Source organism: Methanolobus sp. WCC4 (assembly GCF_038022665.1).
Lineage (GTDB): Archaea > Halobacteriota > Methanosarcinia > Methanosarcinales > Methanosarcinaceae > Methanolobus.
On record NZ_CP150629.1, the window covers coordinates 1,377,427 to 1,398,510 of the forward strand.

The 21,084-nt window shown below is 42.9% G+C and carries 19 protein-coding genes; 9 read left to right on the forward strand and 10 right to left on the reverse strand.

What is annotated here, in order from left to right:
- The first annotated feature begins 7 nt into the window (after window positions 1–7).
- Both V7O63_RS06765 and V7O63_RS06770 read left to right on the forward strand, forming a co-directional pair.
- Complete coding sequence (locus tag V7O63_RS06765; protein ID WP_340820742.1) at window positions 8–1,078, forward strand: rod shape-determining protein; 1,071 nt, start codon at window positions 8–10, stop codon at window positions 1,076–1,078.
- Window positions 1,075–2,721 (forward strand): hypothetical protein, encoded by a 1,647-nt coding sequence (locus V7O63_RS06770; RefSeq protein WP_340820743.1) that lies wholly within the window; start codon window positions 1,075–1,077, stop codon window positions 2,719–2,721. Before V7O63_RS06765 ends, V7O63_RS06770 begins: the two co-directional genes overlap by 4 nt.
- Before the next feature lie 150 nt (window positions 2,722–2,871).
- On the opposite strand, the gene pyrF is transcribed toward V7O63_RS06770, so the two are convergent.
- From pyrF to V7O63_RS06800, 6 genes are all read right to left on the reverse strand, one after another.
- A complete protein-coding gene (pyrF, locus tag V7O63_RS06775) occupies window positions 2,872–3,525 on the reverse strand; it encodes an orotidine-5'-phosphate decarboxylase (protein WP_340820744.1) in 654 nt (217 codons plus the stop codon).
- Between the two features lie 40 nt (window positions 3,526–3,565).
- Window positions 3,566–4,519: a deoxyhypusine synthase gene (locus tag V7O63_RS06780; protein ID WP_340820745.1), complete on the reverse strand. Its 954-nt coding sequence runs from the start codon at window positions 4,517–4,519 to the stop codon at window positions 3,566–3,568.
- A 181-nt stretch (window positions 4,520–4,700) separates the two neighbouring features.
- Window positions 4,701–5,486, reverse strand: a complete 786-nt coding sequence (locus tag V7O63_RS06785) for a winged helix-turn-helix domain-containing protein (protein WP_340820746.1) — start codon at window positions 5,484–5,486, stop codon at window positions 4,701–4,703.
- A gap of 264 nt (window positions 5,487–5,750) precedes the next feature.
- Window positions 5,751–6,200, reverse strand: coding sequence for a DUF6326 family protein (locus tag V7O63_RS06790; protein ID WP_340820747.1), 450 nt, complete (start codon window positions 6,198–6,200; stop codon window positions 5,751–5,753).
- Window positions 6,201–6,223: 23 nt separating this feature from the next.
- Window positions 6,224–6,781 (reverse strand): DUF4386 domain-containing protein, encoded by a 558-nt coding sequence (locus V7O63_RS06795; protein ID WP_340820748.1) that lies wholly within the window; start codon window positions 6,779–6,781, stop codon window positions 6,224–6,226.
- A 171-nt stretch (window positions 6,782–6,952) separates the two neighbouring features.
- Window positions 6,953–7,867 carry a DUF5996 family protein gene (locus V7O63_RS06800; protein ID WP_340820749.1) on the reverse strand — a complete coding sequence of 305 codons (915 nt, stop codon included), beginning with the start codon at window positions 7,865–7,867 and terminating at the stop codon, window positions 6,953–6,955.
- A gap of 230 nt (window positions 7,868–8,097) precedes the next feature.
- On the opposite strand from V7O63_RS06800, the gene V7O63_RS06805 reads away from it, so the two are divergent.
- Entirely contained in the window at window positions 8,098–8,532 is a 435-nt protein-coding gene (locus tag V7O63_RS06805; RefSeq protein WP_340820750.1) for an ester cyclase, read from the forward strand.
- Between the two features lie 97 nt (window positions 8,533–8,629).
- On the opposite strand, the gene V7O63_RS06810 is transcribed toward V7O63_RS06805, so the two are convergent.
- The 4 genes from V7O63_RS06810 to V7O63_RS06825 form a co-directional block, all read right to left on the reverse strand.
- Window positions 8,630–9,061, reverse strand: coding sequence for a DUF6326 family protein (locus V7O63_RS06810; protein ID WP_340820751.1), 432 nt, complete (start codon window positions 9,059–9,061; stop codon window positions 8,630–8,632).
- A gap of 392 nt (window positions 9,062–9,453) precedes the next feature.
- Window positions 9,454–10,083 carry a YdeI/OmpD-associated family protein gene (locus V7O63_RS06815; RefSeq protein WP_340820752.1) on the reverse strand — a complete coding sequence of 210 codons (630 nt, stop codon included), beginning with the start codon at window positions 10,081–10,083 and terminating at the stop codon, window positions 9,454–9,456.
- Between the two features lie 294 nt (window positions 10,084–10,377).
- Window positions 10,378–10,983, reverse strand: a complete 606-nt coding sequence (locus V7O63_RS06820) for a YkgJ family cysteine cluster protein (RefSeq protein WP_340820753.1) — start codon at window positions 10,981–10,983, stop codon at window positions 10,378–10,380.
- A gap of 520 nt (window positions 10,984–11,503) precedes the next feature.
- Entirely contained in the window at window positions 11,504–12,958 is a 1,455-nt protein-coding gene (locus tag V7O63_RS06825; RefSeq protein ID WP_340820754.1) for a hypothetical protein, read from the reverse strand.
- 250 nt (window positions 12,959–13,208) lie between these two features.
- On the opposite strand from V7O63_RS06825, the gene V7O63_RS06830 reads away from it, so the two are divergent.
- From V7O63_RS06830 to V7O63_RS06855, 6 genes are all read left to right on the forward strand, one after another.
- A complete protein-coding gene (locus V7O63_RS06830; protein ID WP_340820755.1) occupies window positions 13,209–13,643 on the forward strand; it encodes a hypothetical protein in 435 nt (144 codons plus the stop codon).
- Window positions 13,644–13,654: 11 nt separating this feature from the next.
- On the forward strand, window positions 13,655–14,500 hold the full coding sequence (locus V7O63_RS06835; RefSeq protein WP_340820815.1) for a metallophosphoesterase: 846 nt from the start codon (window positions 13,655–13,657) through the stop codon (window positions 14,498–14,500).
- Window positions 14,497–17,352, forward strand: coding sequence for a DEAD/DEAH box helicase (locus tag V7O63_RS06840; RefSeq protein WP_340820756.1), 2,856 nt, complete (start codon window positions 14,497–14,499; stop codon window positions 17,350–17,352). The genes V7O63_RS06835 and V7O63_RS06840 overlap by 4 nt, the downstream gene beginning before the upstream one ends.
- Before the next feature lie 105 nt (window positions 17,353–17,457).
- Entirely contained in the window at window positions 17,458–17,643 is a 186-nt protein-coding gene (locus tag V7O63_RS06845; protein WP_340820757.1) for an MM0924 family protein, read from the forward strand.
- 227 nt (window positions 17,644–17,870) lie between these two features.
- Window positions 17,871–18,881 (forward strand): methylcobamide:CoM methyltransferase MtaA, encoded by a 1,011-nt coding sequence (gene mtaA, locus V7O63_RS06850; RefSeq protein WP_340820758.1) that lies wholly within the window; start codon window positions 17,871–17,873, stop codon window positions 18,879–18,881.
- A 227-nt stretch (window positions 18,882–19,108) separates the two neighbouring features.
- Window positions 19,109–21,040 (forward strand): hydantoinase/oxoprolinase family protein, encoded by a 1,932-nt coding sequence (locus V7O63_RS06855; protein WP_340820759.1) that lies wholly within the window; start codon window positions 19,109–19,111, stop codon window positions 21,038–21,040.
- Window positions 21,041–21,084 lie beyond the last annotated feature (44 nt).

A 21,084-nucleotide genomic window follows, 5' to 3' on the forward strand; every position in this document is an offset into this window, starting at 1 on the left:
TAATTCCATGTGGGTCTTAATAAACACGGCAGTTGATAACGTGGATTACCTGGACAATAATAACGGATATCTGTATATTGGAATAGATGCAGGTATGTTCAAAACATCGGTTTGTACAAGTGATGGGAAAAGATTCTCTGAGCGAAGTGTTGTAGCTTTTTCAAAGGCAGAAGATGATAGCTCTGAAGCAATGGCTATCCTAGGCAGAGAGGCTCTTGAAATGGAGGATGCAGACATAAAGGAGCCTTTAGCTGACGGACTTAAAAAAGAAGATGATGTCATTGCTTTCAAAAAGTATCTGAAGGCTCTTGTTACTGAGAATGGCATTGATACTGACGGGAATATATATGCCATAGTCGGTGTTCCTTCTGATGCTGATAAGGAATACAAAAAGAAGCTTCTGGAACTTTGCAGGGATCTATTCTCAGGTGCAATGCTTGTGGATGAGGTTTTCTGTGCAGCTTACAAGAAGGGTCTTCTTGACGGGTCGATCATTGTGGACATAGGTCTGAACAGGACGGAGATCTGTATCATGAACGGTGAGGTACCGCAGGATACTGAATACCTGAGTATTCCATGTGCGGGTAAGGATATTGACCATGAGATCGTCAAGCTCATAAAGGAGAGATGGCCGGACTCACAGGTGACAGAGGATGTTACCAGGGAATGGAAGGAGGAGCATGGTTATCTTTGCTCGGATCCGGACAATTGTGTTGTCAACATTCCTCTTGAAGACGGTGAGGTCGAAGAATCCATTGCTGATGAATTGCAGATCGCATGTGAATTCGTGGTCACTGATATTGTTTCCGGGATAACACGGATCCTTTCGGAGATTGCCCCTGAACTTCGTGGGTCACTAAGGAATAACATCCACATCTTTGGAGGCACCAGCGATCTTGGCAATATTGATACTTTTATTGAGAATGAACTGAAAGAGCTGGGAGGAGGTAAAGTGTATCGTGACCTTGACCCGGTCTATGGTATCTCCGAAGGGGCACTTGAACTTTCAAAGAATATGCCGGTAGAATTCTGGGAGCAACTGGATACCGGAAAACAGAATGAGGAGATGATCGTATGAGTTCACGAACCCTATCGGATGGAAATAAAAAGGCTGACAGGTCACCGAAGGTTTTCACCCCTAACATTTATCGAAAACCAATTGTGAAAGAAGAGAATGAAGCAGCAAGTGTGGCTTCTTCTGTCACTCCACAGAGCTATGTTCCCAGAAAAGATCAGGAGCAGGGTAACTGGCCAGCCGCAGATAGTTCCGGCAGATCCGACAATGATCCTAATATCAATTCAAACAACATTCCGGCCTTTGACATTGATGGTTTTGTCCGAAAAGAGGCAGAACTCCTTAAGATCAGGCAGCGTTATGAGCTGGAGATCGGTCAATATGAGGAGAAGCAAAAAGAGCTTGATAAGCTCAGGAGCGAATTCTCAGAACAGGAAAAGGCCCTCAACAAGAAATGTGCTATCCTGAAGTCTGCAATGGAAAGAACGGAGAAGTCCATATCAAAGGAACAGAAAGAGGGTCTTGATAAAGAGATAGCTGAGTTCGAGCAAAAGCGCTCGGAGTTCGAGAAGTCCCTTCAGGATCATGAGAAGGAATATGCTGAATATGATTCCGGAAGGAAGGAACTCTCATCCCTCAAGTCCGCATATGAGGCTGAACTGGAAGAGTATACCCAGAAGAAGGCCGAACTTGATAAGCAGTGCAGGTCACTGGAAGAGAAATTTGCATCTGAAGATGAACTATCGATCGATCTTGCAGAGGATATCTGTCCGGCAGCCATCGATGCACTCAGGGAAGGCTATTACGCTGAACTGAAGGAGCTCAATAGGAAAAGGTCAGACATCGAGATCGTCAAAACACAATTAGAGGATGCTGAATCACTTCTTGCTGAAAAACGCTCTGCTGTTGAAAGGACGAAAGGTCATCTTCAGGTCGAATTGACCGAGATCGGTAACAGGGCAAAGGAACTTGAGAATTCCGTAGCTACATACGAAGAGAACCTTAAGGTCCATGAGGAAAAGGAACTTTCTTTCCAGGACAAGGTAAAGGCTTTTGAGGAGAAGAGATCCGAGTTCAAGGCTGAGCGTGAAAAGATCAGGCTTGAACACGAGGAGAACCTCAAAGCCTGCGAGAAGACCTTTGAAGAGAGGAAGGCTGAGTTCAAGGCTGAACGTGAAAAACTCAAGCTGGAACACGAGGAGAGCATCAGGACCTTCGAGGAGACCTTTGAGGCGAAGAAGGCTGAGATGAAAGCTGAGCGTGAGAGGCTTGAACTGGAGCATGAAAAGCACATCAAAGAGTATGAGGAGAAGGAAAATGTCTTCCAGCAGGACATGAGATCCCTTGAAGCAAGGAATACCGAGCTTGAAGCTGAGAATAAGAGACTTGACCAGAAGCGTGAGGATAATTCAAAGTTCGAGTCTGAGATGGAAAAGGTCCTTGCTGAGATGGAAGCAAAGAGAAAGGAGCTTGATGAGATGGTAGAGAAGACTGCCAGGGAAATAGGTACTCAGGTCACTATCCATCGTCAGAACCTTGACATCAAGAAGCTCAATACTAAACTTGAGCAGCAATCCATCTATATCCACAGTCTTGAATCATCGATCGCAGAACTTAAGAGGGATCTTGAGGGAGCAATGTCAGATGCCAAAAAGAATGAGGTATTCTCTCAGATACTCAAGACAAATATTGAATTGATACATTAAACGAGATAGTTTGGTAAAAAAGTTAAAGACTGGTGTGCCTCAGAACTCATAGGGTTCATCACGGATCAGATGTGTTCTATCATCATTGGCACACATGTCATCTTTTTACTAGATCATAAGTCAAGTTCAGATAAATATCTAACTGTAATCTCAGATAACTTCTTTAATCTCGTCAACCAACTTTTTTGCAGCCATGTCAGGTTCGTCAGACTGGTAGATACTCCTGCCGACAATTACCCAATCAGCTCCGGCTTTGATAACATCCGAGGCAGTGCCACCCTGTGCACCAACGCCAGGTGATATGATAGAGAGCTCGTTACCGATGATCTTCCTGATCTCAGTGACCCTTTCAGGACGTGTTGCAGGTGCAACCACACCGGATGCTTTTGCATCGGCTGCCATCTTTGCGATACCTTCGCCTACTTCCTGCATGAAATCAAGAGCACCGGGGTGGCTCATCTCAGTGACCACGTAGATGTCCTTGTCCTGTTCCTTTGCAAGTTTCACGGCAGCTTCAAGACTGTCATGTCCGGTGAAACCCTGAACTATCACAGCATCTGCACCTGCCTTGAAGACCTGTTCACAGATAAGGCGATTTGTATTAGGGATGTCAGCTACCTTGAAATCTGCAATGATAGGTGCATATTCCGCGAGCTTACTTATCATATCCATTCCTGTTGAAAGTACTAATGGATAGCCTATCTTGATGGCATCCACGTATCCTGCAACCTTTTCGGATATTTTCACAGCTTTTTCTCTGTCTGTAACATCAAGTGCAAGTATGAGTCCTGTCTTCCTTTCCATGTGAATTCTCCTTGTTTATGTTTGGGATCTCAAAACCCTTTTACTTGTTGGCAAGTCTGCTCCTTGCTGCTGCGACCATTATCGGAAGTGTGATGGTTGCATCTGAGTGAACGGTAACAGAACGTGCTGTTTCGCTGACCTTGCCCCATGAACGTGCTTCGTCAAGTGTTGCACCGCTTAAGCCACCTGTTTCCGGGGTGTCCATTGTGAGCTGGATAGCATATTCGAATTCCTGGTGTGTGATAAGCATGGACTGGAATATGTAGTTCTTGGGGACGCCGCCGCCTATAAGCACTGCTCCGGGGTCCTTTGCCTCGTAGCAGATATCGATTATCTCTTTCATATCTGAGAATGCATCGACGTTCAGTTTGTTGGTCTGCTTGTAGAGCCATGCCTGAAGTCCTATCATGGAGTCCTGTATTGCAGGACAGTAGACCGGCACGTTCATGTCCGCTGCAGCCCTGAGGATAGAATCCTTATCATCGATGTTGTTCCCCAGGTGTGTCATGAATTCCCTGATGGATATGGTCTCTGTACCTACATCTGAGAGTATGCTCTTGAGCTTCTCCTCGAAGTCAACGAAATAAGGTTCAGGAAGATAGACATCGTATATCCTGTTTATCTCATCGTGTTTCAGTTCGATGTCATCACAATCTGCACATCCCTTGTAGTGATGCAGCCCCATTGATTCCACTATCTCATGTACCATGTTGGCACCTGTTGTGACAAGCACATCGATGTGACCGTCATAGATAAGGTCGGTGACTATCTGTCGCATTCCTGCCGGTACCATTGCACCTGCAAGCCCAAAAAAGCTGGTGGAGTCGTTTGCAAGCATCTCGGTGTAGATGTCAACTGCATCTGCCAGTTTACCTGCACCAAATGCACAACCATCGATGGCACACACGAGTTCGTCAACGCTCATATTCTCTGTGATCTTCGCCTGTTTGATAGGATTCTGGAGTTTCTCTCCATGTGAATGACAATGTTCCATTTGAAAGCCTCTGTATTATAGCAGGGTTTATGCTAAGGTTGTTCTTTAAGGTTATTATGGGAGAGGAGTCCAGGTTAGATCTGTCTCGGAATATGTATGTGTATATGTAAGCTAAAAAACCGAACTTATGCTGTTAATTAATTATGTGTTGTCTATTGATCAAGAAAAAAATGTATTGTGATCAAAGTTCTGTTACTGGCACAGAGTTCTCCAGGTAGTAGTCAAAAAGCTCTTCTGCCCATTTTAGTGCATTTTCGTTACCTGATCGAATAAATTTGGAATCCAACTCTTCATTCTTTCTTAATAGGTATAAAGTGACGAAAAAATCATCATACGTAAAGAACAGGAAACCCATTTTTTTCTTATAAACATAGATATTGACTACGTCAGTTTTTATGTAACTTTCAAAGTTTACACGGTAATCGCTACATATTTTTTCAAGTAGACTTTCAGAGACAATTACATTTGTTTTTATATCATTTTCGATCAGATAAGTGAATATATCATGATAATTGGGATAGAGTAGTGTAGTAACTGAACAGTTAAAACTGGATTCTTTAGATTTTTCATGATATAGTTTTTTGGTATCGTATTGCTCTACAGGAGGAATAGATATCACAGTAGTTTTTCCTATCTCACTGATCCTTGATAATAAGTGCTGTGGAATAAAATCCAGATAATGGGTTCCCCAGTAATCGATATCAGTGTCAAAGGTTTCAACAGTGTTTACTAATGTAACCATCTTTTCAACAATTAACTTCCCAATTGTTGTTAATTTGTAAATATCGTTTTTGTGATCAACAAGATGATGCTCTTCTAAGATCTTGATCTGGGGGAGTAATGCCTGTCTGGTTGTTTCCAGTGATTTAAGAAGGTGATCCATTTCTTGTGGTCCATTCTGCAACGATAACAGCACATTCTTTCGTTTTTCAGATGCAAACAACACATCGTTCAACTCTTTCTTCATTTATCCTGTGCCTCTCATAAATAATTCTGGTTTAACCAGAAAAAAGAATCTCATGTCATTTCATATGAATTATTGCATAATATGCTACTGATGATTGAATAAGAATTTTATGGTATAATAAAATATTGACTGAGTATACACTAAAATTTTAATAACACTCCACAATTCTACTTTTCTATAACGTGAGCACTTATAGTAAACGGATTATCTGCTTCAGCATTCTTTTCATGTTATGGAATGTATACTTAGAGTATTCCATTTACATCATAATGAAGACATTTCTCCGGGTTCTGTCCATTTTAATGCGACCGCAAAAATGACTAGAGTAGTAGCAATTTCTATGATGCTGAAAAATGTATAATAGGATGTGGATGGAGAAATAAGCGTAGCTGCCTGTACAACGGTCATGATAAAACCTGAGATCATATTAGCCCACCTATTTACCCTGTATTTCAATACTCTGGACAAAAGAACCATGGCAATTGGGATCTCCATCAATACGGATCCAGCTAATAAGAGATCCTGTGTTATCTGCATACCTTCGACAGTTCCTGTTAAGAACTGATTGAGCACACTGGCATCCATCAATGTTAAGATGTCACAATAAAGGTAATTCAATAATGCAAATATCCATAGCGTTGAGAGCAAAACTTTCCGGTCTATCTTCCAGTCTACCAGTCCATTGAATCCTTTGCTTCTATCGTTCATCTCCATAAAAACCCTTCTTAAAGCCAATTTCAAGTTGTAGTAGTAATTGCAGATGGATCGAATCCTTTAATTATCAGCCATATTGCCAGAACGACCTCATTTGAGATGATCGGAAGGTAAAATAGCATCGAAATCGGAATAAGGCCGGTTACTTCCAATAAGTTCACCAGTATCAGTAATATTGCTGCAATGAAGCCCCATACTGATAACCATCGGGGAATAAGTCCTGATAGATATAGTAGATAGTAAAAAAACAAAGCAGCTACACCAAAAATATATGCATGAACCACGTAAATCCCATCATATACTTCCATTAACACAGTGTTGGAAGATAAAAATAAAACTCCGGCAATTATCATAAGTCCGCCTTCAATACCTCTAAAAATGATGTACCAAAGAGATAATTTCTCGTTGTATGGTTTAAAGAGCGGAAACATTATAGCTGCAATAGCAATAACTGCAACACCACTAAGTGCTTCAGAGAACATTACTATTATCTTTGATCCTGTAACGCTGCTGGCTAAAACAGCATAGGCAAATAAAATTAATGCCCCTGCAAGCATTGCTTTTTTTCTGTTCTCATCCATCTGATACCACTTTCACTTAACAGAGTGAGATCGATATCTATTTAATATTTTTGGATATGCCAACTATCATATTCTAAGGAATAGCCCATTTAAACTTGTTTCAGGACTTCTAGGCTACTCCGCTTTCAATATCCCGGATCAATGAAAGGATTATAAGCAATACTCTAAGGTTCACACCTGATATTCCAGAGGCCCCAGATCCCAGTTTCCTTTTTTGGTACCGGCCTGGTATACACTTTCCATGAAATCCATTATCTCCTTTTTGGGGTCAGGGGATTCTCTGATGTCATTATACATCAGAAGGGCCATACCTCCTCCATCGGGTGACCAGAATGCTTTCTCAGGACTCAAAGGCTCATCGGTAAGTCCTTCGGGTTCAGGATATACGGCAGCATAGAATGCAGGTTCTCTGACGTTCTCATCCCCTGCCCAGAAACCATAGGCTATCATCTCATGCGAATAGGCCTCGCTGTCCACCATGCTGGCGCCTTCCCACAGAGTTGCAGCTTTTCCAGAGAAGAAGATCAATGAAAGGTCCTTATGATGCCAGAAATATTGGACCGGGGAACATTTTCCTGCAAATCTTCCTCTGTATGTCTGGAAGACCGAGTTCATCTGCACAAGGATACGCCAGTACATGTTCACATACTTCTCGTCATATGCTGCATGTTCTTCGTCCGTTTCGAACGGTTCCGTACTAAAGGGTGTGTCATAGGGAACAGCCCATATTTTTGCCTTTATACCAAGTTCTGAAAGGGATGAGAATACATCCTTATAGAATCGGGATACAGAAAGTCCTTTCAAGGGGATGACCTTCTCAGAATCCCTGCTTGTCGTGATAACCAGTACATGGTCAATGAGATCGAATTCCATCTCAAAGGCCATATCCTCATAAGGAATAGGTCCTGTAGTGATCCCTCTTGTAGACATGTACAATGTCGCATGCCACCAGTGGTTCCTTTTAGGGAATAGCCCAAGGCGGATCTTTCCGATTATTTGCGAGAATAGATGGAATGTGTTCATTGTATCTTCCCATTCTTCAATGGGAAGAGCTGGAAACTGTTCTTCATGGTGTATATTGCTCATAGTTATTACTCCCACAGGTTCAAATATGAGATCTTAATAGCCCCAATAAAGGTATGAGGACAATGTTATAAAAATAATTGGAAAATGTGAATAATATCTCTACAAAGCAAAATGGGTATATAGTAAAAAATCAAAATTAAAATGGGGAGCCAGAATCGATTTCTGATCGATACTGGAGTTTTGTTCTAGCAGAGCTTCCAAGCCGTAAGAATGGACCAAGGGGGAGTAAAGTGACCGCTGAAGAGAATATGGAATTAATGATAACACTGGACGATGCCTGGAATGCACAGGACTGGGATACATTCGATAAGCGTCATGCTGACGATACAGCTGTCTACTGGCCAGGACAGGATGAACCGACAAGAGGAATAAAAGCACATAGGGAAGAAGCTATAGAGTTCTACAAGACCTTCCCGGACAATCATGTGGAGAACAGGCCCTACAAAACATTGTTCGGCCAGGGAGACTGGACATGTTCAGTGGCCGTATTTACCGGTACTATGAAAGGTCCAATGAAAACTCCTGATGGAGGGGAGATCCCACCCACAAATAAGAGTTTCAAAGTGGACTTTTGTACAGTTGCTCACTGGAAGGACGGACAGATCGTTGAAGAGAAGCTTTTTTATGATCTCATGAGTGTGATGAAACAGATCGGGCTGATGTAACTAATTTTTCCGATAATGATCTTGATATGAGCACCTGTCCCGTGGAAACGTAAGGTGTCCACAATAACAGATGGGCTGCCGATGATACAGGAAGTTTTCATGCTTCCAGCTTCGGCCACTTCCATGCATATCCGACGATCAGTAAAAGAAGCACGAATTCCACAACGGAACCGAATATATAAAAGAACCAGGACTCTCCAATTGTATTCCCTATCACAACAACAATATAGAGTATACCCACGATGATATTCGTCCAGCGATTAGCTTTTGCCGGCAACGCCACTGACAGGAAAACCATAAGAGCGGGAATGGTCATTAGTACCATGGCTGCTAACAAAGATGCCTGAGTAACCGGAAAAGGTCCCAGATTCCCTGACATTATATGTTCGATTTCCCCTGGTGCATGCAAATAGAAAAGATCTACATATAGATATAAGAACATCAAAGTTGCCCATAGTGCTGAAAGTTTTAACTTCACATTTATCTTCACATCTTCTAAGATCCCTGTTGTCCCTTTAGTTGAATTCATTTCATGCTAACTCCTTTTAATTAAATTGTATGTCATTGGCTTTAAAGTACCTGTAGGGATCCTGTTAGTTATACTTTGAATTCATCAATCTTCAACAACAGCAGTATTTTGTGTTCTTTAGAATGGCAGTGGAGGAAAGTGCCGCCTGCGGCGGATGTCGCATTGTCCTTTGTTTGCCAATTATTCTTGTATAACTATCAGAAACACAAGGTTGCAGGGGGACAATATGATTGACGGATCGGAAATCATAAGCAACTAGATCCATCCCGGAGGGTACGGCGAAGCCGGCACTATCCTGAAAGGTGGAAATGAATTTGTTGCTTGAACTTTTCTGATGAAGTCGAATGGAAAATATATAGAGCCTGTATTTTCTTCTATGAAGCCAAACCTCTTCACTTCATCCCCGGTTTTTTGTTCTCTTCAAGTCGCTTAATGAGTTCTTTGAGCCTTCTTTGCCTTGTTTCCTCTCTTTTAGCATCGAGTATCCATTCAATATAGTTTCTTTTGTATCCGGGTGCAAGGTTGTTGAAGTACTCACTGGCCCTTTTATTTGCAGAGAGGGCCTTTTTAACATTAGGAGGAATGACAAGTTTCTTTTTCGCTTCTTTGTTCGTTTCCTTTTTGCTGACCTTCAGGCCGTTCTTATCCTCTTCCAGCAGTTCCCTTATTTTTTCGCAGCCGGCATCTGTCATCTTTCCTGCTTTGATCATCTTTCTGGCCCTTTCTTTGTTCAGGTAGGACCAGTTGCTTTTGCTTTTCCGGGGCGTGAACTTCTGCATGTACTTTTCATCGTCCAGCTTTCGTACAACACTGTCTATCCATCCGAAACAGATCGCTTCTTCCACAGCATCGTCGTATGGTATTGTGGGCTTACTGGTGTGTTTCTTATAGTATACCAGCCAGATCTCACTTTTCTTGTCGTGATGTTCATCAAGCCATTTTCTCCACTCATCACGGTCACTTACGTAGAGTTGTTCAGGTGGCTGCTTTTTGGTCTGTTTGGAATTGTTTGTGGAATTCATACGACCTTACCCACATCTAATTTGTAGTGCTTGTTTATTTACTTCTTTATGTGGGTGGCATGTGAAAAGAGAGTTTATTCTCTAATAAGTGCGGGAAAAACGTAGGAGGAAATATCAAAAATATGGAACTAAACCAGGGGGTGGAAAAAGGTTAAAATTTACAGGATCTTTAAAAAATCCTGTTTGTTACAATTTCCGGGCTTTGGCTTTTAAAGTCTATCTTAATGGTAGCACTGAAATCATAATAATTCAAAAATAGTTCTGTTGTATCGGAAAAAACATGTTTATTAGCCCCTATTGGCCAGGTCCTATTGATGTCTGTATCTTCTTCAATTTCGAAGACAGGAACATTGAAAGCATTTCAAGCTCATCAAAGGGTATCTGCATCTCTTTCAGGATGGGTTTGAGGTGGAATTCCAAAAGTTCTGCCTCATATGAATCTACATTTTTTTTCCATTCCTCTTTTATCCTGGCCTTCTCTTCATCTGAGCTATTTGATCTTGAAAAAGAGTCAACTATCCATTCAGCAAAATCCCGGATGATCAAAAAACCAATTGGACATGGCTGCAGTCCAACAGAGTTGCCGGATGTGTTTACCTTGAAGGGATACATACCACAAACGGTAGGTCTTTTATCATACACTTCGCATCTGCCGGTTGAACCGAGGAAAGAGCAGGGTGCATTCATCAAGTAAAGGCCTGCAGATAAACCTTCATTTGTGATCATCCCGGCTTTTTTCTCGTTCAGGATACTCAGGACCTTTACCTCATCCTCGAATATGTGTATCTGCCCCTGACTGCAGCAATGTGCTCCACAGGTATCAGGGCATTGATAGTGTTTCAGGATATTCTGAACCGCTCTATAATGAATTGCATTCTTTACAGCAGTGCTAATTTCCATAGGCTTGTTTTTCACCTGTTTTTAATTTATTAAATTGCTCTAAAACAGTGCTTATAACTAAAACTATGGATATAATGGTTTTGCTCATAAAATATCTACTATAAACTATTTTATAAAAAAATAATGCTCTATTACTACTTTGATTCTCTATTAATCTAGTATTATCTCTTTTATTCCTAAAATCGGCTTTAATGGTAGATTTTAGATTCATGTCATATGTTAGCAGTAGAAGTCACAAATGTTACAATGTATGATGTGTGGTTTCAGGAATAGTACTCTGAGCTGTAGTTCACGAGCAAGGTTTGCAACCCCTTGCAAGGACACAGGAAATGATGTGAAGAGTTCAGGGAATATGCCGAATGCAGGGGCTTGAGACCAGGAGCTGGTTTATGTGATACTCTTCTAGCTGTGTGGATTGCTCCGGGAATAGGATCGATCATCACAGTAGAAAAGTGTCAGAAAATCGATATACTCACTTTGATATATGAGCATCAAAAGAAAAATGATGAATGGAAGAGAATCACTCTCTCCATTCATAGATGTAGTTTGTCCTGTAGAATGCAGCATTCTGGTAGGTGTATGTCATTCTGAATGACCCTCCAAATGCATTTTCCCAAGGTGCGTTTGCCTTGAATGTACCTTCCTTGACGGTGCCTGTTGGGTCATTATGCTCCATCTTGAAGAAAGCTCCATAAGTATCATCTTCCAGATAATAGTGGCTTCCGGAACCTCCTCTGATATCAATATCTGCATCGTCTATTACAATGTAGCTTGAATCTCCAAGGTAGAGACCTTTAGTTTCCATCAAAGTGGCCTCTTTTCTAACATAGATCGAGATCTCTTCTTCAGCAGCGTAGAAGTCCTCTGGTTCTTCACTGATAGTTCTTACCTGTGCAGTCTCACCTTTGTCTCCTATATCACTGGTCCAGACATTTCCTCTTTCGTAATCTACGTCGTATGTGTAATATTCGTGTGTACTTACTACTTTGTCTCCGTAGTCTTCGACTTCAACGAGGTACCAGCCAGGTATTATGTCTGATGAGCTTATGCTTGCTGACTGTCCAATTCTGCTTCCTGTCCAGCCACCACTCCATGATGAACTGTCAGAGCCGTATCTCCAGTTTCCTTCGAATGAGTTACCGTCGCTGCTAAGTTTAAGTTCTACATCACCTGCATCGTTAGGTGCTGAATATGAAGGGCTTTCGGACCAGGTTCCTATGAATACGTCGCCGTTCATGACACCTTCAAGTCTTCCGCTGTCGTGAGTGTACTCACCGACTATCTTATCACCAGATTGCCAGAATGTCATATCTCCCCAGTTCGAGCTCCATTCTCCTACAAAGCTGTATGATGTGCTTTCAGATACGAATCCGCTTTGTGGAGTTGGTATTGTATCAGCTGTTCCTGTGCTTCCGAAATCGGCCTGATGGCTGCTTGTTGTTGTACCGTCGAGCAGGTCAAGTGGTATTGAAACAGTCTCACCGTCTATTATCTCGAACTCAACGGATTCTTCAACTCCTGCTCCGCTTATGATTACCTCATAATCTCCAAGTGGCCAGCCATCATCCGGTTTTTCTAGAATGAAAGTTCCACGTCCGAAGTCTTCACCGGTTTCGGATTCGAAGGTGTAGATCGAATAATCATTTTCGAGATATATCCACTCGATGCTTATCATGTCGTAATCGAAGTTGTCATAGATGAACCATGCATACAGTTCGTCTGAATCCTGTGAGTATTTCAGTACCTTATCAACTGGAATGAAGTTGTGTGTTGTTGATGTCATCATAACTTCGAGCAGTCTTGGTTCTCCACTGGCTGTCATATCACCATACTTCTCAGTTACTGCATCTACGATCTGCTGCTCTTCTTCGGTCGCTCCGAAACTTCCGGGCTTATAAGAATCACTTATGTCTGTACAGCCCGAAAGCGCTACTATGCTTACAAGAAGCATTACCACCAATAATTTTGCTTTCATTTTTTCACATCCATTTATGTATTAATATTATTTTTCCAACCACCCACTAATAATAAAAATATATACATGCCTTGTCTTCTTTCTTTAATATTTTAGGCCATTTCACTGGTCATTCGCTCTATATATAATTATATGTTTTCAATCTACTTGAAATTTTAATTAAATGTAATCTTGTCCTTCTCATGCAGTGATATATTCCTGTCTCGTATACACTCCAAATATAAATATGACATAAAACCAATCTCCCTATATGAGTTCCATCATCGACAGGATAATCCCAAAACAGCGTAAGATGTCCACAAGGGTAGGCGGACTGCTGATAATCGTGGGAGAGACCATGTTCCTTTTCTCCCTGCTCAATTTCCTGATGATAACCAGATTGCAATATTACAGTTCAGGTGATAGTTTTATGAGAACGCTTTTTCCTCATTACCTGCTGTTCCTTGCAGCCTTGTTCTTTGCAGCATTCATAGGCATGTGGCTCACCTATGTGTACGTATTCCCGAGCAAGCAGCGTTTCTCGCAGGAACAGTCGATCAAGGATGACAGGAGTCCTATGTATAATAAGGTCCTTGGGATCGAGAATGAGATCTCTGAACTGAAACAGATCGTTCTTGAGATATCAGAGAAGATGGAACGTATGGACATGAATAAGGATATAGATAAGGATCAGGGAAATAGCTGATCCCGGTGACAATGACTATCAAGATCGATCCCATAATTGATGAACCTGCACTTGTGGTAAGCAACGAGACAAAGGCACTTGTGATAGCTGATGTGCATCTTGGTATAGAGTGGGATCTCTACAGAAGTGGATTCTCCATTCCCAGCCGTATGAAATATGGTCTTGAGAGGGTTCTTGCTTACATCAAGCAGGTATCTCCCGACAGGATCATCCTTCTGGGGGATGTGAAACACAATGTTCCACAGATATCATGGCAAGAGCGTGATGAGATCCCGTATTTCCTTTCAACACTCTCCGACCATGCCATAGTGGATATCTTCCCCGGAAATCATGATGGTGGTATAGAGTATCTGCTTCCCGATGACGGAGACATTAACGTACATCCGGTACGTGGTTCTGTGATCGAGAACGTGGGCTATTTCCACGGCCACACATGGCCGGACCCGAAACTGCTCAATGCTGAATACATCATCACTGCACATAATCATCCCACCATCCGGCTTACTGATTCACTTGGTTTTGCCATGGTGGAACAAAGCTGGATCAGGACACGTCTGGACCTTCAGGTACTTCAGGGACATTTCACCAGTCTTGAGCTGAGCAAGGAAAACGGTAACTGGAACGACCCTGAGCTTATCGTAGTTCCATCATTCAATGAACTCTGTGGCGGTGTGGCCTTCAATGAATCCATGCATGATGACCTTCTGGGACCGTTGTTCTCATCGAAGGGTGTCGATATCGACAATGCACAGGCTTACCTTCTGGACGGGACCCAGCTTGGAAAGCTAAAGAATATAAGGAAACTGGAAGAGAGCAAAGTCCGTCCCAGGAGAAAACGTAAGGGGGCTAAGAAATGAGCGACGAGATAAAAAGAGATCTTAGATTCGGGAATCTATTCGATTCATTCGACCCCAGAATTCAGGATGCCCTTGAGAAACAGGGCTTCAAGGCTCCTACAGAACCTCAGGAAAAGGTGTTCCCATACATCATGAAAGGTGACCATACTTTCCTTATTGCGCCCACAGGTTCCGGTAAGACCGAATCCGCAGTCCTTCCCATATTCCATGCCATCCTTGCAAAGTCAACAGAAGAGAGGACAGGGATCTCAGCTCTCTATATCACACCTCTCAGGGCGCTCAATCGTGATATGCTCTCCCGTATCCAGTGGTGGGGAAAGGAACTTGGCATCGATGTACAGGTGAGACACGGTGATACTTCTCAGTACGAGAGACAGAAGCAATCGCGTAAACCGCCGGACTTCCTTATAACGACACCTGAGACATTGCAGGCTATGTTCACAGGTTCACGTCTGCGGAAGAACCTGAGCTATGTGACACATGTCGTTGTAGATGAGATACATGAGATGTCATCCTCAAAGAGAGGAACCCAGCTTACTGTTGGTCTTGAAAGACTTGTGGAACTTTCAGGCGAGTTCCAGAGGATCGGGCTTTCAGCCACAGTGGGAAATCCTGATGTGGTGGCAAAGTTCCTTGCAGGTGCAGAAAGGGATGTTTCCATAGTGTCGGTTTCCCTGCTAAAACTCCTTGAATTCAGTGTTGTGTGTCCTCAGGTAACGGATGAGGATATAACGATATCGAAGAAACTGGCATGTGATGTCAACTTTGCAGCACATGTCCGATGCGTCAGGGATATTGTGATGGACAATGTCTCAACACTGGTTTTCGTTAATACCAGACAGAGTGCAGAGGCACTTGCAGCCGGATTCAATATGCTGGAACTTCCTGTTGGAGTTCATCATGGTTCCCTTTCGGTTGACTCGCGTATCGAGGCTGAGGAATCCTTCAAAAATGGTGACCTAAGGGGTCTGATATGTACATCATCCATGGAGCTTGGTATTGATATAGGTAACGTGGACCATGTGGTACAGTACGGTTCTCCGAGGCAGGTCTCAAGATTATTGCAGCGTGTTGGACGTGCGGGACATCGGATACATGAGGTCTCAAGAGGCACTATCATTGCCATGGATGCCGATGATGTGGCAGAGAGCATGGCGATATGTAAGCTGGCTATGGAAGGGAAGGTCGAGTCTATATCTCCTCATATGAATTCACTTGATGTGGTTGCCAACCAGCTTGCTGGGATAGTGCTTGATTTCGGGGACATTGGGATCGAGAAGATATACAGTATCCTCAGGCGTGCCTATCCTTTCAGGAATCTTCGTATCGAGGTTCTCAGGAAGGTCATAGCTCAGATAAAGGACTACAGGATGGTCTGGCAGGAGGAAGGTTCCGATAATATCAGCCGCAGGAGGAAGAGCTGGCAATATTATTATGACAATCTCTCCATGATCCCGGATGAGAAGAAGTATGAGATTTTCGATATCGTCACCGGAAGGACAGTGGGTGTTCTTGATGAGGCTTTCGTTATAAATTTTGCAACTCCTGGTGCGGTGTTCATCACCAAGGGTGATATGTGGCGGGTGATCGAGATGATCGGTGACCGTAACAGGATAAAAGTGGAACCGGTCAGGGGAATGGGTGAGATCCCAAGCTGGGTCGGCGAGGAGATACCTGTTCCTTTCGAGGTTGCTCAGGGAGTTGCGGATATCCGGTCACTGATAGCGGGTATGGTCCATGAGGAAAAAGAGGATGACCATATCGCAAAAGAGGTATCTTCAATCTATCCTATCGACCCGGAAAGTCTGGCAGACCTGCTTTCCATTATCAGGGAGCATGTGGAAGGTGGATTTCCGCTGCCGGATAAATATATGTTCGTTATAGAGGATGCCGGGGATGCGGTCCTGATGAATGCCTGTCTTGGTCACAATGCAAATGAGACTCTGGGAAAGGTTTTGACATCTTTGCTCGCTGCAAGGTATGGGAGCAGTGTTGCACAGGAGATCGATCCGTACAGGATCCGCATGACACTTCCACGGAGGATAAAGGCGAAAGAGATCGAGACGCTTTTGCAGGATATTCAGCCGGAGCATATTGAACCTATCATCGAGATGACCCTGAAGAACACCTCGCTTATGAAGTGGAAGATGGTACATGTTGCCAGGAAGTTCGGTGCCCTTAGCAAGGATATCGACTATGGCCGGATAAGCATGAAGAAGCTCCTTGAGATATATCGTGATACTGCCATGTATGATGAGGTTATCAGGGAGATCTTCCATGATATGCTGGATGTAAAGAGGGTCACGGATATCCTTACAAAAATGGCCGAAGGTGAGATCGGTCTTGTCATCAGCAGATCGACGCCGATAGGCAGTTCCGGTTTTTCAATGAAGCGGGACCTGGTGGCTCCGGAAAAGGCAGACAGGTCCATTGTAATGGCTTTGAAGGAACGTATAATGAATGATCGTGTGATCCTTTTCTGTGTCCATTGCAGGAAGTGGACCTCAAGGAGACAGGTGAAGAATGTTCCTGATGATATCATCTGTCCTGTATGTGATTCCGGTCTGGTTGCTGCTCTGAAGCCCTGGGAAGAAGAGGAGATAAAGCTTGTGAAGAAGCAGGATAAGGTCACTGCAAAGGAGGATGTGAAACGTATCCGCAGGGTCTACAGGAATGCCAACATTGTGATGACCCATGGGAAGATGGCAGTAATAGCACTTGCAAGCAGGGGTGTCGGACCTGAGATGGCAACCCGTGTGATACAGAAGATGCGCCATGATGAGGAGGCTTTCTACCGTGACATACTGGTGGCTGAAAGGAACTATGCCAGGAATAAGAGATTCTGGAGCTGATCAGCTCTTACGTCTAAGGCTGTTAGTATAGATTATATTAATATTGCTATGAGTCCAATATATTTATTGGGAAAAGGTCACTGACCTTGAACCGGGAGGCTAAAGATGCAATCATTCATAGTTGAACACTATCTGCAAAAGAGGATCGATATCTATTGTGGCGGACCTGACAGGTTCTATGGGGTCGTGGAAGCATGTGCTGACGGGGTCCTGACGATCAAGGATAACGATAAATATACACATATTGCAATTGACAAGATCATTGCTATATGGAGTGATGAAAAGAAGTAACTGGTGAAAGGCCAGTTTACTGTACATTTTACTTCAACCTGATCCTCAACTCTTATTAATATTTATTCGTCGTATCTCTATAAGTTGGATAGTTTCTCAGTTTATCATGGTTATTAATTGTGATTTTTTCTAATTTTCTGCATCCCTCTGCTTTAATCCAATAGTTTTATATCTGATGTTACGCAAATCAAGGTGACTAAAATCTACTCAACAGAGAAGGATTCATTATGAACATGAAAGAAAGATTACTCAAAGCATTAAATGGTGAAGAAGTCGACAAAGTACCTGTTTGTACTGTAACACAGTCTGCAATTGTTGAGCTTATGGACCAGACCGGTGCAGAGTGGCCAGAGGCACACAGCGATGCACAGAAGATGGCAGACCTTGCAATCGCATCATATGAAGTATGCGGTCTTGAGGGTGTAAGAGCTCCATACTGTCTTACAGTTCTTGCAGAGGCAATGGGCTGTGAGATCAACATGGGTACAAAGAACAGACAGCCATCAGTCACAGGTCACCCATACCCAAAGGGTGTTGACGACCTTAAAATGCCAGAGAATCTCCTCGAACAGGGAAGGATTCCTGCTGTAATGGAATGCATGAAGATCATCAGAGAGAAGGTAGGAGACGAAGTACCTATCATCGCAGGTATGGAAGGTCCAGTAACCCTCGCATCTGACCTCGCAAGTGTAAAGAAGTTCATGAAATGGTCAATCAAAAAGCCAGAAGACTTCGACACAATCCTTGATTTCGCATGTGATGCATGTATCGAGTACGCAAACGCACTCTTCGATGCAGGAGTAGACGTTATCAGTGTACCAGACCCAGTAGCATCCCCAGACCTTATGGCACCTGACACATTCGACAAGCAGCTCAAGCCATTCCTCCAGAAGTTCGCTGATGGTGTAAAGGGACCAATGATCCTCCACGTTTGTGGTGACGTATCCCCAATCCTTGAAATGATGGCAGACTGCCACTTCCCAGCAATCAGTATCGAAGAGAAGGTCACAGACCTCGTAGGCGCAAAGGCAAAGGTAGCTGGCAAGGTAACGATCTGTGGTAACGTATCAAGCCCATTCGTACTTCTCGCAGGCGATGAAGCAGCTGTAAAGGCAGCAGCAACAAAGGCTCTTGAAGACGGAGTCGATGTCCTCGCACCAGGCTGTGGAATTGCACCTGACACACCAGTTGCAAACCTTAAGGCAATGGTCGAAGCAAGGAACGAATACTACGCATAAATTCTCTAAACGGACATGCCATAGTTCTATCTATGGTCATGTCAAACTCTTTTTTTATTCATTCATAACTTATTTTAGGTCTCTTGCTTACGTTTTACTCTTCGGTGTTAACATAATATTTTAATATAACCTGGCTACATCTTTAATTGATCAAAGGTTAATTGCATCATTACTTTATCTTTTTGAATGTAACCTTGGTTTTCTGACTTGTAAAATGGAGGTATATTATGCACTATAGTCTGGGAATTGATGCAGGTGGGACGTATACGGATGCTATTCTTGTAAAGGATTCAGATGGTTCCATTATAAGTTCGTCTAAGGCCCTTACTACTTATCCCGATCTTGTTGTTGGTATACGAAACGCAATTGAGTCACTTGATTCGGAATCTTTTGAACATGTAAACCTTGTTTCTGTTTCCACTACGCTTGCTACAAACACTGTGCTTGAAGGTACAGGATGTCCCGTAGCCCTTATTCTTGTAGGCGAGCACCCTGTAAAAGGTGATTTTCCGGCAAAACATATACTTTCTACACCAGGTGGTCATGACTTTAACGGCGGAGAGATTGAGGAGCTTGATATTGAGGCCGTTAGAAACTTTGCTGAAAAAGTAAAAGATGATGTTGCTGCTTTTGCTGTTTCTTCTTTTTTCAGTATTCGAAATCCTGAGCATGAAATTGCAATAACCGATGTAATACATGAAATGACAGGTCTGCCTGTAGTTTGTGGTCATGAGCTTTCCCAGGACCTTGGTGCCTATGAAAGAGCGGTCACTGCAGCTTTGAATGCACAGCTGATTCCCATTGCCCACAAGTTTGTCCGTTCAGTAATGGATGAAATTGAAAGAAAGAATATCGATGCCCGGCTTCTCATGCTAAAATGCGATGGTACTGTTGTGGGTCTTAAGGATGCACTGGATAAACCAGTGGAAACTATATTCTCAGGTCCGGCAGCAAGCCTTGTAGGAGCATCTTTCCTTTCGGGCCTTGATACCTGCGCTGTTGTGGATGTTGGTGGTACAAGTACGGATGTTTCAGCGATTAACGATGGAATTCCTGAATTATCAGATACCGGTGCGGTTGTAGGTGGGTGGAAAACAAGAGTCCGCGCTACAAGAATGGAAACATCCGCAATGGGTGGAGATAGTCATGTCTGGACACGTTCAAAAAAGATTAACATTGGTCCCAGGAGAGTAATTCCTCTCTGTCTTGCTTCTTCAAAGTATCCTTCATTTTTGAATAAGCTTAAGAAAAGTCCTGTTCCCCTGAGAAGCGTACTTGACAGAAATGTGCAGCCTACAAAGTTCTTCATGAGATCCGGATTCAAACCAGTGGGCCTGGATGAATCAGAAGCAGAAGTTCTCAATGCAATTGGTGATGAGCCCATGAGTCTGGATGAGATATCACTGGTATCAAAAAGATATCCATCCACTGTAATCATTGATTCCCTTATTCAGAAAAGACTTATTCAGGCAGTTGGTTTTACTCCCACGGATGCTCTGCACGTTCTGGGAGAATATACTTCATGGGATGTGGAGGCCTCAAAAGTAGGTGCTGAAAAGCTTGGAAGACTTAGCAAAATGACCAGCTTTGATTTTTGTGTGAAAGTAAAAGAAATTGTGGCCAAAAATATGGCTTTTAACCTGATGTCCTATCTGCTTCCGGGAATAGATAGAGATGGGATTAAAAAGATAGTGGAAGGGGAATTTAAGTCCAGATTTAAAGTTGATATTCCCGTTGTTCTTCTTGGAGGGCCGGTTATTGCCTATGAAGAATATATGGAGAATGTAATTGATGCTGAAATAATCATCCCTGATCATGCCGAAGTTGGAAATGCTGCTGGTGCTCTTTTTGGTAAAGGTATCAAGAGAGTAGAACTAATTGTAAGGCCTGTTTCGGTTGCAGACCCTTCAGAAGGTTATCTGGCATTTTCACCAATGGGACGAAGGACTTTTGACAATTATCGTGAAGCAATTGAGTATGCCAGTGATCACGGCAAAAAACTTGTTATTGACTATATGGGTGAATGTGGTGTCAGTAAAGATAACACTGAGATCAATATTACTCAAAAGACGTATTCTCCGGAAGACTGGAAACATGATCCTCTTGAAACTGTGATTCACATTACAGGAATAGGCTACCCCAAGAAATTCATGATGTAATCTGCATCATGTTCTTTTATTTTTTTAGTTCATTATTTTGAGCC

Excerpts from the sequence above, each read along its gene's own strand:
- V7O63_RS06770 (WP_340820743.1), top strand. The coding sequence starts at position 1,075 with ATGAGTTCACGAACCCTATCGGATGGAAATAAAAAGGCTGACAGGTCA.
- V7O63_RS06825 (WP_340820754.1), bottom strand. The coding sequence starts at position 12,958 with ATGAAAGCAAAATTATTGGTGGTAATGCTTCTTGTAAGCATAGTAGCG.
- V7O63_RS06800 (WP_340820749.1), bottom strand. The coding sequence starts at position 7,867 with ATGAGCAATATACACCATGAAGAACAGTTTCCAGCTCTTCCCATTGAA.
- V7O63_RS06810 (WP_340820751.1), bottom strand. The coding sequence starts at position 9,061 with ATGAATTCAACTAAAGGGACAACAGGGATCTTAGAAGATGTGAAGATA.
- V7O63_RS06785 (WP_340820746.1), bottom strand. The coding sequence starts at position 5,486 with ATGAAGAAAGAGTTGAACGATGTGTTGTTTGCATCTGAAAAACGAAAG.
- mtaA (WP_340820758.1), top strand. The coding sequence starts at position 17,871 with ATGAACATGAAAGAAAGATTACTCAAAGCATTAAATGGTGAAGAAGTC.
- V7O63_RS06835 (WP_340820815.1), top strand. The coding sequence starts at position 13,655 with ATGACTATCAAGATCGATCCCATAATTGATGAACCTGCACTTGTGGTA.
- V7O63_RS06815 (WP_340820752.1), bottom strand. The coding sequence starts at position 10,083 with ATGAATTCCACAAACAATTCCAAACAGACCAAAAAGCAGCCACCTGAA.
- V7O63_RS06820 (WP_340820753.1), bottom strand. The coding sequence starts at position 10,983 with ATGGAAATTAGCACTGCTGTAAAGAATGCAATTCATTATAGAGCGGTT.
- V7O63_RS06765 (WP_340820742.1), top strand. The coding sequence starts at position 8 with ATGTGGGTCTTAATAAACACGGCAGTTGATAACGTGGATTACCTGGAC.
- V7O63_RS06845 (WP_340820757.1), top strand. The coding sequence starts at position 17,458 with ATGCAATCATTCATAGTTGAACACTATCTGCAAAAGAGGATCGATATC.
- V7O63_RS06855 (WP_340820759.1), top strand. The coding sequence starts at position 19,109 with ATGCACTATAGTCTGGGAATTGATGCAGGTGGGACGTATACGGATGCT.
- V7O63_RS06790 (WP_340820747.1), bottom strand. The coding sequence starts at position 6,200 with ATGGAGATGAACGATAGAAGCAAAGGATTCAATGGACTGGTAGACTGG.
- pyrF (WP_340820744.1), bottom strand. The coding sequence starts at position 3,525 with ATGGAAAGGAAGACAGGACTCATACTTGCACTTGATGTTACAGACAGA.
- V7O63_RS06780 (WP_340820745.1), bottom strand. The coding sequence starts at position 4,519 with ATGGAACATTGTCATTCACATGGAGAGAAACTCCAGAATCCTATCAAA.
- V7O63_RS06795 (WP_340820748.1), bottom strand. The coding sequence starts at position 6,781 with ATGGATGAGAACAGAAAAAAAGCAATGCTTGCAGGGGCATTAATTTTA.
- V7O63_RS06840 (WP_340820756.1), top strand. The coding sequence starts at position 14,497 with ATGAGCGACGAGATAAAAAGAGATCTTAGATTCGGGAATCTATTCGAT.
- V7O63_RS06830 (WP_340820755.1), top strand. The coding sequence starts at position 13,209 with ATGAGTTCCATCATCGACAGGATAATCCCAAAACAGCGTAAGATGTCC.